Raw genomic sequence first — 13,965 nt, 5'->3', positions numbered from 1 at the left:
GGCCCCCATGTCCCCGCAGAACCGTTCCGCCCTGATCACCGTCGTGGTGGGACTCGTCATCGGCGCGCTCGTCGCCCTCGCCGGCAGCCAAGGCGGCGCCACCGTCGGCGGCGTGCCCGTCTTCGCGATCGCCGTCGCCGCGGCGTTCGCCGTGCAGGTGCTCGTCTACATCCCCTCGGCGATCGCCCGCACCGAGCGCTTCTTCGACGCGACCGGCAGCGCGACCTTCATCCTCGTCACCGTCGGCGTCGTGCTGCTCTCGCCGTCCCCCGACGCGCGGTCGCTGGCCCTCGCCGCCATGGTGATCGTCTGGGCGGTGCGCCTGGGCTCGTTTCTCTTCATCCGCATCCACCGCTCCGGCAGCGACGACCGCTTCGACGCGATCAAGGTCAACCCGCTGTCGTTCCTGCGCGTCTGGATCATGCAGGGCCTCTGGGTGAGCATCACCGCCGCGGCGGCGTGGATCGCGATCGCCTCGGGCGATCAGCGCGGCTTCGACGTCTTCGCCGTCGTCGGCATCGTCGTCTGGGCCGTCGGCATGCTGATCGAGGTCGTCGCGGACGCGCAGAAGACCGCCTTCAAGGCCGACCCGGCCAACAAGGGCCGGTTCATCCGCACCGGGCTGTGGTCGCGGTCGCGGCATCCCAACTACTTCGGCGAGATCCTCGCCTGGATCGGCGTCGCCGTCGTCGCGGCGCCCGTGTTCGAGGGCTGGCAGTGGATCGGTCTGCTCTCGCCCGTCTTCGTGATCCTGCTCCTCACCCGCGTGAGCGGTGTGCCGCTGCTGGAGAAGAAGGCCGACGAGCGCTGGGGCGGTGACGCCGACTACGAGGCGTACAAGACCGCGACGCCCGTGCTCGTCCCCATGATCGTGCGTCCGAAGGCCGTGAAGGCCGCCGCACGCTAACGCGCGGACAGACGACCGGGGCTCGGGCGCCCCGGGGGACGTCGGGCACGGGTGTGTGCGCCGGCGTCCGGAGAGCGGGTACGTGGGGGCGTATCCGCTCTCCCGAGTGAGTCCGGCACTCAGCCGAGCCCGGCGACCTTCGGTGCGGGCTCGCCGTGGATGTGCTCGCCGAGGAAACCGAAGACCGTCTCGTACCAGACGACGGCGTGCTGGGGCTTGAGCACCCAGTGGTTCTCGTCGGGGAAGTACAGGAACCGGTGCACCGTCGTGCCGTCGTCCTCGCCGAAGTGCTCGTTGAGCTCCGACCAGAGGCGCAGGCTCTCGCCGATCGGCACGCGGTAGTCGCGGTCGCCGTGGATCACGAGCAGCGGCGTCGAGATGTCCTGCACGAAGCGGTGCGGTGAGTTCTCGGTCATCCCCTCGGGCGTGAAGATCTCCTGCCAGTACGACGAGCTGTCGGTCGTGCCGGCGAACTGGTCGAGCGCCCACAGGCTCGCGTGGGTGACGATCGCGCGGAACCGATCGGTGTGGCCGGCGACCCAGTTCGCCATGTACCCGCCGAACGAGCCGCCCATCGCGGCGGTCTTCGTCTCGTCGATGTCGGCCCGTGCCACGACCTCGTCGGTGATCGACATGAGGTCGGTGTACGGCTTGGCGCCCCAACTGTTCCAGCCGCGCGCGATGAACTCGAGGCCGTACCCGGTCGATAGGGCGGGGTCGGGCAGCAAAACGGCGTACCCGCGGGCGAGGGCGAGCTGCGGGTTCCAGCGCCAGCTCCAGGCGTTCCAGCTGTTCAGCGGCCCGCCGTGGATCCACAGAAGCAGGGGTGCAGGGGATGCCGCATCCGCCCCCTCGGGCAGGAGCAGCCAGCCGCGCACCCGGGCGCCGTCCTCGGCCGTCGTCTCGACCTCGGTCATCGTGCCGGCCGGTGTCGGCAGCGGAGCCGGGGTCGCCAGCACGGTCACGGTGCCGTCGGGGTCGATGCGGACCGGATGCGGCGGCACCATCCACGACGAGCGGAGGGCCACGAGCGCACCCGTCGCGCGGTCGACCGACACGTTCGAGTACGCGTGATCGTCGGTCGTCAGCTGCACGGGCGTGCCGCCGTCGAGCGGCACGCGGAACACCGGCCCGCGCCCGTCCTGGTCGGCCGTCACGATGAGCGCGGTGTCGTCGTGAGCGAACGCGATGCTCGTCGGCCAGCGGTCCCAGCCCTCGGCGAGGCGGCGCGGCTCGGAGCCGTCGATCCCGGCGACCCACAGCTCCTGGTCGGCCGGGCCGGTCGGGTCCGAGAACGCCGCGCGGCCGTAGGCGATCAGCCGGCCGTCGTGGCTGATCGCGGGCGACTCGAGGTACGTCGAGCGCTCCTCGAACAGCGTCGTGCGCTCGCCCGAGGCAACGTCGATCGAGACGATCGCGAAACGCTCGGCGCGCCCCTGCGGAAAGCGCATCGCGGCGATGAGCGTGCGCCCGTCGGGGGTGAGCGCGGCGCCGGCGGTGTCGGCCGTGCGGCCGGGCGCGGGCGTCAGGTCGCGCGGGCGCGGAAGGGATGCCGGGTAGGGGGTCGTGGCATCCGGTTCGTCCTCGGCCGTGTCGGAGGCGGCGAACGACCGGACCGAGTCGGAGAGGTCGCCGAGGTCGAGCGAGAGCAGGTGCGGCTCGGCGGGGCCGAGGTCGTGATCCCAGTACCGCACCGGGTAGGTCGTGTGCAGGATCGCCGACAGCTTGCGCTTCTTGCGCTCGGCGCGCAGCGTCGCGTCGGCCTCGAACGAGTCGGCCGAGGGCAGCAGGTCGGCCGACAGGACGGCGACGGATGCCGCATCCGCGACGGCCGCGATCGCCGACACTCCCCCGGCCAGCCGGGTGATCGCGCGGGCGTCTCCGCCCCCGGCGGGCAGCAGCCAGAGCTGCGCGGACTCGTCGTCGCCGTCGCCTTCGGCGTCGGGGCGGGCGCTCACGAACAGCAGGTCGCCGTCCGCCGTGAATGCGGCGCCCTGCTCGCCCTTCGCCGACCGCGTGAGCCGCCGCGCCGAGCCGCCGCCTGTCGCGGGGACCTCCCACAGCGCGCGGTCGTACCCGGTCTTGTCCTTGTTCAGCGTCGCTACGGTCAGGACGGCGCGGGCGCCGTCGGGCGACAGCGCGACGGCGTCGATGCGGGGCAGGGCGATGTAGTCCTCGAGCGAGGCGAAGGGGGTATGCGGCATCCCTACACGCTAACCGCGCACCCGCCGGGGCGACAGGACCCGGCTCAGCGCAGCAGGTCGGCGGTGGTGACGACCGTCGCGAACTCGCCGTCGAGGTTCGTCGCGGTGACAGCCGCCAGTGTCGCGGCCGGGACGACCGTGCCGTCGGGCGCCGTGCGGTCGAACGAGTGGGTCGCGTCGAGGGCGAAGTACACGTCGTACCCGAGATTGCCGCCCACGCGCGCCGTGGTCTCGCAGCAGTGGTTCGTGGAAATGCCGGTCACGACGAGCTGCGCGATGTCGTTCGCGCGCAGCCACGCGTCAAGGTCGGGCGCCCCATGGAACGAGGAGTTGACGCTCTTCGTGACAAGCAGATCCGGCGTGCCGGTGATCTCGGGCTTGAGGTCGCTGCCCGGCTGCCCGGGCCGCAAGGGCGAGGCATCCGACGTCGAATCGTGCCGGACGAACACGACCGGCCACCCCCGCTCGCGCCACCGGGCCAGGAGCGCGGCGATGTTCGCCTCGCATTGGGGGTTGTCGCGCTCGCCCCAGTGGGCGGTGTCGTCGAACCCACGCTGCACGTCGACGACGAGGAGGGCGGCACGGTCGAGGGCGAGGTCTCGCGGCGGGATCTGCACGCTTCGAGCCTGGCACGCGCTGTTGCCGAGCGACGGTCAGGGTGCGGCGGGATCCTGCCAGCCCGCGAGCGTCAGAGGCCGGACGGATGCGGCGACAGCAAGTCGCGATGAGCGTTCACGAACTCGTCGCGCTCCTGCGGCGTCGGAAAGATGATGTCGACGCCGGCCCAGTAGGGGCAGAACGCCCAGGTCACCTTCTTGTCCGTGAAGACGGCGTACCCCTCCTCCGCCACGATCTTCAGGAAGGCCTGGTTGACGGCCTGCGGGGACGGCCACTCACTGGCCCAGTAGTAGGCGACGGCGATCCCGTCCTCGTCGACGGGCAGCTTCCGCCAAGCGAAGCTGTCAACCGGTATCGACTTCGACCATCCACCGGCCATGTCCAGGACGCCGTAATCTTCCACGATCATCCGCAGATCCGAGTGGCCTTCCCAGGGCAGATCATCGAGCAACGCGCGCAACGTCTTGGCTGCGTCGATGTCGAATGCAGCGTCCGCGGGACCGCGCGTGTGGAATCGAGCCCATCGGTCCGGGAAGAGGTATCGAAGAAGACCCGTGGGCGGCGCGTCTCCGAAAGCGCGCGTCCAGAGCTCGTCCAGCTCTCTGCAACGAGGGCTCGATTCAGGTACTCGGAACGTACGGTGACGGCCTCGTGCGAACCGAACAGCGAGACGCATGAGATGCAGAGGATTCGGGATGTACACGATGCAGGTCCTATGGCCACGAAGCCTTATCGACGCACGCGAGCCGTGGCCGCGCTGGACCGCGAATGCGTGGAGTACCCGCTCTTGCTGCCCGTCACCTTCACCGAGATCTTGTCCCCGACGAGGCCGGAGGTCAGCGTCAGCGACGAGCGAGTCGCTCCCTTGATCCGAACACCGTCGGCATACCACTGGTACGTGAGCGACGTCCCACGCGTCCAGGCGCCGGGCTGGACGGTCAACGTCTTGCCGCGAGCGGTGACCCCGGTGATCCGCGGGGTCGACGAGGTCAAGGTGCCATAACCGACCGTCTTCGCCGCGCTCGTGCGGGACGCAGTGGCGTAGCCCGCCTTCTTCCCTGTCACCGTGACGGTCAGCTTCGCACCACGGTCGGCTGCGACCGGTGTGTAGGACGACTTCGTGGCCGACGCGATCGGCTTCCCGTTCCGGCGCCATTGATAGGCGACGGTGGTCCCGGACGTCCATCCGGTGGTCCTCGCGGTCACGGAGCGGCCGACGGCCGGCGCCGTGGAGAGGGTCGGTGTCGGCGTCGCGAGCACTCGCGTGAGGGCTATGTCCAGCGTCGAGATCCGGCGGTTCACACCGGTCACGTGTGTCGAGTACTTCACTGTGGTGGCCCGGGCAGCGACCTCGACCGTCGTCTTGTGCCCGCCTTCGAGCCACGCCTCGAACCGTCCGGATGAATCCGTGCGCACCGTCACGGTCTCGGTGCGACCCCTTACAGTCACGACGGCCCCCCGAACGGGAGTACCGCTCTCCCGGACGATCCCGCGCAGGGTCGCGTGGTTCGGCTGATCCGTCTCGTCCGGCATCTTCTCGTCGACCCGGACCGTCTGCCCCTCGGCGAGGGTGAACACGCGCGAGGTCCTCCAGTCACCCTCCGAAGCCAGCCACACGGGGGCCACACCGTCCGTCCAGCGGGGATGATCGTCCATCTGCAGGTGGTACCGGCCGGGGAGCAGGCCAACTATCCGGAAACGTCCCTTGGCATCGACGATGCCTGTGCCGGCGCGTGCGACGGAGTTGCCGGTCTCCGCCCACGCGATGACGCGCGCGCCGTCGAACAATTCAGGCAGCTTCGACGAGAGGGTGCCGACGATCGTGGCCGACTCCGGCGGGAGCGTGCGCGCGAGCGTCGGCCTCACACTCGTCGTCTTGCCGGCGTCGACACGGATGAGGGTGGCATCCGCGAGGTCGCTGCCGCCCCACCAGGTCGTCGTGTAGCGGTAACGATGTTCCGACCTGCTGTCCGCGAAGCGCAGGCGGTAGTCGCCGGGCGGGAGGGCGGGGAACGTGACCGAGTCGACCTGCAGGAGGGCGTACCCGCGGACGAGACCGTCCGCGTCGTACAGCCAGACGGCCGAGTCGGTCACCGGTTCGCCTTGCGGTCCGACCGCGGCGACGGAGATGCTCCCGCTGTTCGCCGGAGTCGCACGGCGCAGCCGGTAGTCGACCGGCGTGCTCGTTCCTGGCGCAACGGTCACGGTCCGCGCTTCCGCGCTGGTGGATGCGCCGTCGTACCAGCCGCCCAGGATGTCGCTGCTTCCGTCCGCGCCCAAGAAGTACTCGCCGGCGTCGAGGTCGTCGAAGGTCACTGTTTCAGACAGGCCACGCTCACTGAGCTGCCGCTTCGCGATGAGTTTCAGGTCGCCGTCGTAGAGCGACACGGTCCGGCCGACGATCATCTCGTCAGCGCTAACGGTCACGGACAGAGCACCGCGCGGCGAGAGGCCGACGTCCAACGGCGTCGTCTCGCCGAGCAGAACCCGCGCGGTCGTCGACAGACGTGAGTGGCCATTGCCCGACGACGTGATCCGGTAGTCGCCCGACCGCAGAGCGACGATTCGGTACCGCCCCTCGCTGTCCGCCTGCGCCCATCCCGCTTCGACACCCGCGCTCGTGTATGCCGTGACGTAGGCTCCCGCAACCGGTGCGCTCGTTCCTGCGGATACGACCCTGCCCTCCACGACGCCGCCCCGAACGAGGTCGGCCGTGATCTCGGTCGTCTGCCGAGAACGGATCGTGATGATCCCGGCATCAGCCCGCGTTTCGCCCGCGGGCCACCAGGTCTCGACGAAATCGTGCATCCCGCGCTCAGGTCTGATGCGCAGGTGATAGTCGCCTGGCGGGAGGTCCTCGGCGTTGATGACGTCGCTGCCGGTGGGCGCGTGGATCTCGCGCTCCTCGCCCACGGGGATCAGATCGGCCCGTACCGAGGAGTATCGGCCCGTGGTCACACGCAGGGTGCCCGTGGGCTCGGCGGAGACGGACCACGTCGTGAAACCTTCCGACACGGTGAGCGACGTGGTCGCAACGACGTAATCGCCGTCAGAGGGAGACTGGACCCTGACGTCGTACGCTCCGGGCGGCAGCTTCGAGAACCGGTAGCGGCCGTCGCCGTTCGTGGTGTCGCGTGTGCGAAGAGGTCCGTCCAGCGAGACGTCCGCCCCCACGACCGGCTGTCCCGTCAACGCATCGGTCACGACTCCGGTGATCCCCGGGCCCACGGCTCCGAGCTGCCACGACGCATCGATCGTGCGGCCCTCCGCGAGAGAAACGATCTGAGCCTCTTCGGCGGTTCCCACGCCCGGGTACCACCGGCCGTCGTACACCTCGAGCGCCGGATCGTGATGCGAGGACGCGGACACCCGATAATCGCCTGCGGGCAGAGTGCTGCCGAACTTCCCGACGACGTCAGGGGACGTGTCCGAGACGCGCCCGGTGTCGACGTTCTCGAACCGGATGGTTACGTTCCGGACCACGTCGCCGTCGACGTCGGTGAGCACCCCGGTGATCCGCGTCGGAGCAACCTCGGCGGCCTGTGCGGGGAGACCGGTGAACACGAGCGCCACGACGGCGATCAGCGCGCCGACGAACCGAAACCGAAACCGCATGCGTCCCCCAGGATGACGTGCCGACCCCCTCGACCGGCATCTGCATACTACGGGCGTGTCAAGGGTGTCCGCAGATGCCGTTTCCTCGACGACCGTGGAGGGATGCCACGCCGCTCCACCTCTGCTCCGTCCGCCCCCGACCGCGCCGAGGTCGAGCGCGTCGCCGCCGAGCGGTTCGGGCTCACGCACCTGCGCCCGGCCCAGCTCGACGCGATCGAGGCGGCCGCCGGCGGACGCGACGTGCTGGTGGTCTGGGCGACGGGATCGGGCAAGTCCGCCGTCTACCAGGTGACCGCGGCCCTGCGCCCGGGCGTGACCGTCGTGGTCTCCCCCCTCATCGCCCTGCAGGAGGACCAGCTTGCGGGTCTCGAGCACGCACCCGACGCACCGACGGCGGTCGCCCTGCACTCCGGTCGCGGTGAGAAGGCCCGCGCCGAGGCGTGGCGCCGCCTGCGCGCGGGCGAGGCGACCTACGTCCTGCTCGCACCCGAACAGCTCGCCAACGACGAGGTCGTCACCGAGCTCGCGAAACTCGACATCGCCCTGCTGGCCGTCGACGAGGCGCACTGCATCGCCTCGTGGGGGCACGACTTCCGTCCCGACTACCTGGCCCTCGGAGAGGTCGCGGCGCGGCTCGGGCGGCCCCCGATCCTCGCGCTGACGGCGACGGCATCCACTCCCGTCCGCGACGAGATCGCCGCCCGTCTCGGGCTCGACGACCCCTCGGTGCACATCGGCGACGTCGACCGGCCGTCGATCCGCCTCGGTGTGCGCCGTCACGGCGACGACCGCGAGAAGCGCGCCGCCGTCGTCGACGAGGTCGCGTCGCTGCCGGTCCCCGGGCTGCTCTACACCTCGACGCGACGCTCGGCGGAGCTCTACGCCGACGAGCTCGTCGGCCGCGGCAAGCGGGCGCGCGCGTACCACGCGGGCCTGCCGGCGAAGGAGCGCGCCGAGGTGCACCGGCAGTTCCTCTGCGACGACCTCGACGTCGTCGTCGCGACGAGCGCTTTCGGCATGGGCATCGACAAGGAGAACGTGCGCTTCGTCATCCACGCCGACGTCCCCGAGTCCATCGACGCCTACTTCCAGGAGCTCGGCCGCGCCGGCCGCGACGGCGAAGAGGCCCACGGCACCCTGCACTACCGCGCCGAGGACCTCGCCCTGCGGCGCTACTTCGCGACGAAGAACCCGGATGCCGCGGAGCTGCGCACCCTCATGCGCGCCATGTCGACCCGGGCCCGCACGAAGTCCGCCCTCGCGACGGACGCGGGCCTGTCACCCCGGCGCGTCACCGGGCTGCTCACGCTGCTCGTCGACACCGGGTCGGCGCGCGCGTCGAAATCGGGTGTCTCGCTGCGGCGCAACCTCGACGAGCGCGCCGCCGTGAAGGCCGCGCTGGAACGGGTCGAGGAGCGCGAGCGCATCGAACGCTCCCGCATCGAGACGATGCGGGAGTACGCCGAGACGCGGCGCTGCCGACGGCAGGTGCTGCTCGGCTATTTCGGGCAGGAACTCGACGAGCCGTGCGGCAACTGCGACACGTGCGCGGCGGGAGCCGTCGACGCCGCGCGGGCCGCGGCATCCCCCTCCGACTCGGGCTTCGTGGTCGACGAGAAGATCTCGCACCGCGAGTGGGGTGCCGGCACCGTCGTCTCGATCGACGACGACCGGATGCGGGTGTTCTTCGACAGCGAGGGTTACAAGGTGCTGTCGCTCGAGATCGTCGAGCGGGAGCACCTGCTCAAGGCCGGCTGACGTCCCGAGTGCAGGTCAGCCGGCGGCTTCGGGCCGCCACGGTCGCCACTTCTCGCCCTGAACCTGCACTCGGCACAACCACCGCGGCTCAGGGTCGAGCTAGCCGCGGACCCCATCGCCGACGACGTACCGGGCGTCACCGCAGGCCGACGCGTGCCGAGTACAGGTCAGGCGGCCGCATCAGGCCCGTACGGGCCACGCAACGCACGCTGAACCTGCACCCGGCACACCCAACCGGATCCCGGAGATCGAAGCCCGCCTCAGACGTCGATGCCGACCGCGGCGGAGCAGCGGGCGAGCTCGTCCGCCGAGAGCTCGAGGTTGCGCGCCTGGAACGAGTCGGTGATGGATGCCGGGCGGCTCGCCCCGGGGATGGGGATGACGGTCTCGCCGAGCGACAGCTCCCACGCGAGGACGACCTGCTGAGGGCTGACGCCGTGCTCGCGGCCGATCTCGGCGAACGCGGTGAACCGCTCGCCGACCGTGCCCGCGCCACCGATGCCGCCGAGGGGGCTCCACGGCAGGAAAGGGATGCCGTGCTCGACGCAGTAGGTCAGTTCGCCGTAGCTGCCGGGATGCCGCGGCGAGAACTCGTTCTGCACGCTCGTAAGACCTCCCTCGCCGAGCACCTCCTGCGCGATCTGGATCTCTTCGACGCTCGCGTTCGAGATGCCGACCGTGCGGACGAGTCCCTCGTCCTGCAGGGTCTTCAGGTTCTGCATGATCTCGCCGTAGACCATCCACCGGTCGGGCCGGTGGTACTGGTACAGGTCGATGACGTCGACCTTCAGGTTCTGCAGCGACTTCTGCACGGCGCTGCGAAGGTAGTCGAGCGAGCCGTCGCGTCCGAAGTCCTTCTCCGCGGTGCGCGTGATGCCGCCCTTCGTGGCGACGACGATCGACGACCGGTCGCCGTCCCAGCCGGCGAGCGCGTCGGCGACGATGCGCTCGTTGTGGCCCATCTCGTCCCAGCTGGGCGCGTAGATGTCGGCGGTGTCGATCAGGGTGACGCCGGCGTCCAGCGCCGCCCGCACGGTCGTGACGGCGTCCTCGTGCGACGGGATGCCGTTGCCGTTCATCGAGACCGGCATGGCGCCGAGTCCGATGGCCGAGACGGTGAACGGTCCGAGGGTGCGCTGCGACATGGGTCTCCTTCGACGGGGTGGTGGGGGTGCGGCATCCACCCTGCCATTCACGGATGCCGGCGGCGAGAGGCCTTGACAGATCAGCGCGCGGTCAGCTGCTCGCGCACCTGACGGCGCAGCACCTTGCCGATCTGCGATCGCGGCAGGTCGTCGAGCTGCACGACCTTGCGCGGCACCTTGTACGACGCGAGGTGCGACCGGGCGAAGTCCTTGAGAGCGGATGCCTCGAACGCCGTCCCCTCCTTCATCACGACCGCGGCGACCACGTCCTCGCCGCCGGTCGGCCGCGGCACGCCGACGACCGCGGCGGACTCGACGTCGGGATGGAGGGTGAGCACCTGCTCGACCTCGCTCGGGCTGACGTTGAATCCGCCCGTGATGATGAGCTCCTTGACGCGGTCGACGACGGTGACGAATCCGTCCTCCGAGACGGTGACGATGTCGCCGGTGCGCAGCCAGCCGCCGTCGAGCAGGACCGCGGCGGTGTCCTCGGGCCGGCGCCAGTACCCCTGGAACACCTGGGGTCCGCGGATGAGCAGTTCGCCCGCCTCGCTCGCGGGGCGGTCGACGGTCGGGTCGTCGGGGTCGACGACGCGGATGAAGGTGCTCGGGAACGGCACGCCGACCGTGCCGGGCCGCCGAGTCGGGCCGATCGGGTTGCCGAGCGCGACGGGCGAGGTCTCGGTCATGCCGTAGCCCTCGACGAGCAGGCCCCCCGTCGCCTCCTCCCACCGCGTCACCGTCGGGACGGGCAGGCTCATGGCACCCGAGATCGCGAAGCGGATGCTGGAGAGGTCGACGCCCTTGCGGGTGCTCGCGCGCGACAGCGCGTCGTAGATCGGCGGGACGCCGGGCAGGAAGGTGGGCGGCGACTTCTTGAGCGCGCCGACGACGAGGTCGACGTCGAACTTCGGGAACAGCACGATGCGCGCGCCGATCGACACCGCGAAGGTGAGGCAGAGCGTCAGCCCGTAGGCGTGGAACATCGGCAGGACGGCGTAGAAGGTCTCCTCGCCTTCGCGGAGCCCCGGCACCCACGCGCGCCCCTGCGCCGCGTTGGAGCGGAGGTTGCGGTGCGACAGGACGGCGGCCTTCGGCATCCCGGTCGTCCCGCTCGTCAGCTGCAGGAGCGCCGTGTCGTCGAGGACCGGGCGCAGGTGCTTGCGCGACAGCCGGCGGGCCTTGGTGAACTGCGACCACCGGATGATGCCGCGGGCGGTGGGCTTCGAGGTCATCGCCTCGCGCCGCTCCCGCAGCGCCGGCACCGGCACGCGCAGGGCCGTCCGCATCGCCCACGGCAGCGCGTCGGTCATATCGACGGCGACGATCGCGCCGGGGGCGACGTCGCTCGGGAACTCCGCGACGATGTCGGCGACCTTGTCCCAGACGATCGCGACGACCGCCTCGTGCACCTCGAACTGGTGCCGCAGTTCGCGGGCTGTGTAGGTCGGGTTGTGCTCGACGACGATCGCGCCGATCCGCAGCGCGGCGTAGAACGCGACGATGTGCTGGGGGCAGTTGGGCAGCACGAGGGCGACGCGGTCACCGGCCCCGACCCCGAGCTTGCGCAACGCGTTGGCGGCGCGGTCGACCTGCTCGCCGAGCTCGGCGTAGGTCGTCTCGGCCCCGAAGAACTCCGTCGCGACCTTGCTGCCGTAGCGCTCGACCGCATGGTCGAGCAGATCCACGAGAGTCTCGTCGACGGGGTCGATGTCGGTGGGGACGCCGGGGGCGTAGGCGGCCAGCCAGGGGCGGTCCTGCAGATCGGATGCCGGGGGTGTCGGGCTCATGGTGATGTCCTCCTCGGTGTCCCGCCAGCGTAGGGCGGCGCTCCCATGGGTCGACTGAGGGTTGACGCGGACGTCAACGGGGGCGCTCGTACGCGGCGAGACCTGCCGACAGCGCCCGGATGACGTCGTCGATGTGCGCGTCGTCGCCGGTCGCGAGCCACCACCCCGCCAGCCCCTCGGCGGCGGCGTGGATGACGGCGACGAGCGTCGCGGTGGGGACCGTCGTCGCGGCGCCGCGGGCCGCCGCCCACGCCTCGACGAGCCGTTCGATCTCGGTGCGCACGGCCTCGGCGTCGGCACGGGCGGCGTCGGCGAGCGCTGCCGATGCGCGGGCCATCGCGGTGAGCTCGGCCAGCCGCTCGTGGCGCACGCGGTCGCGCTGCATTACGGCGATCACGGTCGTCAGCGCCGCGGCGACCGCCTCCGCGAGAGGCAGAGGGGCGAGCGGCTCGGCCCAGAGTCGCCCCGTCAGGAGTTCGGACTCGCGGCGCAGCAGCGCCGAGACGAGCTCGGTCTTCGAGCCGAACGCGTAGCTGACGACGCGGTGGGCGACGCCGGCGCGCTGGGCGACGGTGCGCAGCGACAGGGCCGAGACTCCGTCGTCCACCATCACCTGCACCGCGGCGTCGAGCAGCTGCCGGCGTCGGTCGTCGACGTCGAGGTAGGTCCGGCGGGGTGACGGATCGTTCACAGTGATCTCCGAGCGGGCGGCGCGTGGGCGACTCCATACTAGTTTTATCCACCTGGACCAATTCAAGGAGAGATCATGATCACCGTGACCCCCGCCCGCGCCGACGACCTCGCTCCCGCCGCCGCGGTCCTCGCCGAGGCGTTCGAGAAGGACCCGGTCATGGCGAGCGTCGTGCCCGGCTCGGCCCGGCGACGCGAGCGGCTCACCGACCTGTTCCACGCTCTCCTCGCCAGCGGTCCCTACGCGACGGGTACGGTCGATCTCGCCCACGACGCCGACGGGACGATCCTCGGTGTCGCCGCCTGGGAGGGGCCGCACGCCGAGCGCGGCTCCCTCGCGCGCCAGGTGGGCGAGCTCCCTCGGTTCGGGCGCGCGCTCGGCTGGCTCGGCATCCCCCGCGCCCTCGCCCTGCTCTCGCGACTGGCCCGTCACCGGCCGCGCGCCCCGCACTGGTACCTGGCCGAGATCGGGGTGAGCGCCGCCGCGCGCGGCAAGGGCGTCGGCAAGGCGCTGCTGTCGGCGCAGCTCGACACCCTCGACACGACGCGCCAGGTCGCGTACCTCGAGTCGTCCACGCCCGACAACCGCCGTCTCTACCGGCGCCTCGGGTTCGAGGAGCTCAGCCCGATCGCCGGCCTTCCGGGTGCGCAGCCCGTGGCGATGCTGCGCCTGCCCGCCGCGCGGTAGCGTGCTGCACATGACGGCGGACGGACGAGCACCGGGCGACGGCTGGCGACCGATCGTCGCCGCGCTCGCCAACGATCGCGCGCGCGAGGTGTTCGCGCGGCTCACCCTCGGCGAGAGCCTGACCGAGGCGGTCGCGCGACTCTCTCCCTCACGCCGCCGCCACGTGGTCGAGACGCTGCAGCGCGCCGGCCTCGTCACCGGCGACGGCGACGACCTGCGGGCCGACGGCTCGGCCTTCGCTCGGACGCTGGCCGAGACACCCGCCGCGCCGCGGCCCACGGGTGTCGAGCGGTTCCTGTCCCCCGACGGTCGACTGACGGGCTATCCGGCGCACGCCGAGGAGAGGCGCCGCTTGCTCGCGCTCATCGCAGGTCGCATCCTCCGGCCCGGCGAGGTCGTCGACGAACAGACCGTGAACGAGCGCCTCGCCTTGATCAGCGACGACGTCGCCGTGCTGCGGAGATACCTCGTCGACCACGAGCTCGTGGAACGCACGCGTTCGGGTACCGAGTACGCGTTGGTGGCGGATCCGACCGCCGGGTAGCGCTCC

General features: G+C 71.0%; 11 protein-coding genes. 4 read left to right on the top strand and 7 right to left on the bottom strand.

All coding sequences use genetic code 11. The features are described 5' to 3' along the window. Positions 1 to 7: 7 nt before the first annotated feature. A complete protein-coding gene (locus tag AYL44_RS13890) occupies positions 8 to 907 on the top strand; it encodes a DUF1295 domain-containing protein (protein ID WP_064003860.1) in 900 nt (299 codons plus the stop codon). A 119-nt stretch (positions 908 to 1,026) separates the two neighbouring features. On the opposite strand, the gene AYL44_RS13885 is transcribed toward AYL44_RS13890, so the two are convergent. The 4 genes from AYL44_RS13885 to AYL44_RS13870 all read right to left on the bottom strand — a co-directional run bounded on the left by AYL44_RS13885 (position 1,027) and on the right by AYL44_RS13870 (position 7,344). Further along, entirely contained in the window at positions 1,027 to 3,111 is a 2,085-nt protein-coding gene (locus AYL44_RS13885) for a S9 family peptidase (protein ID WP_064003859.1), read from the bottom strand. A gap of 44 nt (positions 3,112 to 3,155) precedes the next feature. Beyond that, entirely contained in the window at positions 3,156 to 3,728 is a 573-nt protein-coding gene (locus AYL44_RS13880) for a cysteine hydrolase family protein (RefSeq protein ID WP_064003858.1), read from the bottom strand. Positions 3,729 to 3,799: 71 nt separating this feature from the next. Then, positions 3,800 to 4,138 (bottom strand): DUF3885 domain-containing protein, encoded by a 339-nt coding sequence (locus AYL44_RS13875; RefSeq protein WP_064003857.1) that lies wholly within the window; start codon positions 4,136 to 4,138, stop codon positions 3,800 to 3,802. A gap of 320 nt (positions 4,139 to 4,458) precedes the next feature. Continuing rightward, positions 4,459 to 7,344 (bottom strand): carboxypeptidase regulatory-like domain-containing protein, encoded by a 2,886-nt coding sequence (locus tag AYL44_RS13870; protein WP_064003856.1) that lies wholly within the window; start codon positions 7,342 to 7,344, stop codon positions 4,459 to 4,461. A gap of 102 nt (positions 7,345 to 7,446) precedes the next feature. Here AYL44_RS13870 and AYL44_RS13865 point away from each other — a divergent pair, with 102 nt between their 5' ends. Continuing rightward, positions 7,447 to 9,102 (top strand): RecQ family ATP-dependent DNA helicase, encoded by a 1,656-nt coding sequence (locus tag AYL44_RS13865; protein ID WP_064003855.1) that lies wholly within the window; start codon positions 7,447 to 7,449, stop codon positions 9,100 to 9,102. A gap of 260 nt (positions 9,103 to 9,362) precedes the next feature. Here the strand turns inward: AYL44_RS13865 and AYL44_RS13860 are convergent, their stop codons facing one another. From AYL44_RS13860 to AYL44_RS13850, 3 genes are all read right to left on the bottom strand, one after another. Next, entirely contained in the window at positions 9,363 to 10,247 is an 885-nt protein-coding gene (locus AYL44_RS13860) for an aldo/keto reductase (RefSeq protein ID WP_064003854.1), read from the bottom strand. An 80-nt stretch (positions 10,248 to 10,327) separates the two neighbouring features. Beyond that, the gene (locus AYL44_RS13855; protein WP_064003853.1) at positions 10,328 to 12,037 is read right to left on the bottom strand and encodes a long-chain-fatty-acid--CoA ligase; all 1,710 of its coding nucleotides are present in this window, start codon (positions 12,035 to 12,037) and stop codon (positions 10,328 to 10,330) included. 73 nt (positions 12,038 to 12,110) lie between these two features. Beyond that, positions 12,111 to 12,728, bottom strand: a complete 618-nt coding sequence (locus tag AYL44_RS13850) for a TetR/AcrR family transcriptional regulator (protein WP_064003852.1) — start codon at positions 12,726 to 12,728, stop codon at positions 12,111 to 12,113. Positions 12,729 to 12,803: 75 nt separating this feature from the next. Here AYL44_RS13850 and AYL44_RS13845 point away from each other — a divergent pair, with 75 nt between their 5' ends. Further along, the gene (locus AYL44_RS13845) at positions 12,804 to 13,415 is read left to right on the top strand and encodes a GNAT family N-acetyltransferase (protein ID WP_064003851.1); all 612 of its coding nucleotides are present in this window, start codon (positions 12,804 to 12,806) and stop codon (positions 13,413 to 13,415) included. Between the two features lie 10 nt (positions 13,416 to 13,425). After that, the gene (locus tag AYL44_RS13840) at positions 13,426 to 13,959 is read left to right on the top strand and encodes a DUF2087 domain-containing protein (protein ID WP_064003984.1); all 534 of its coding nucleotides are present in this window, start codon (positions 13,426 to 13,428) and stop codon (positions 13,957 to 13,959) included. The last annotated feature ends 6 nt before the right edge of the window (positions 13,960 to 13,965 follow it).

Origin of the sequence: Microbacterium oleivorans, from assembly GCF_001644225.1 — a bacterium.
Taxonomy (GTDB): Bacteria; Actinomycetota; Actinomycetes; order Actinomycetales; family Microbacteriaceae; genus Microbacterium; species Microbacterium gawkjiense.
Note: the sequence above shows the minus strand (reverse complement) of the source record. Positions and strands in the feature narration are given on the sequence as shown.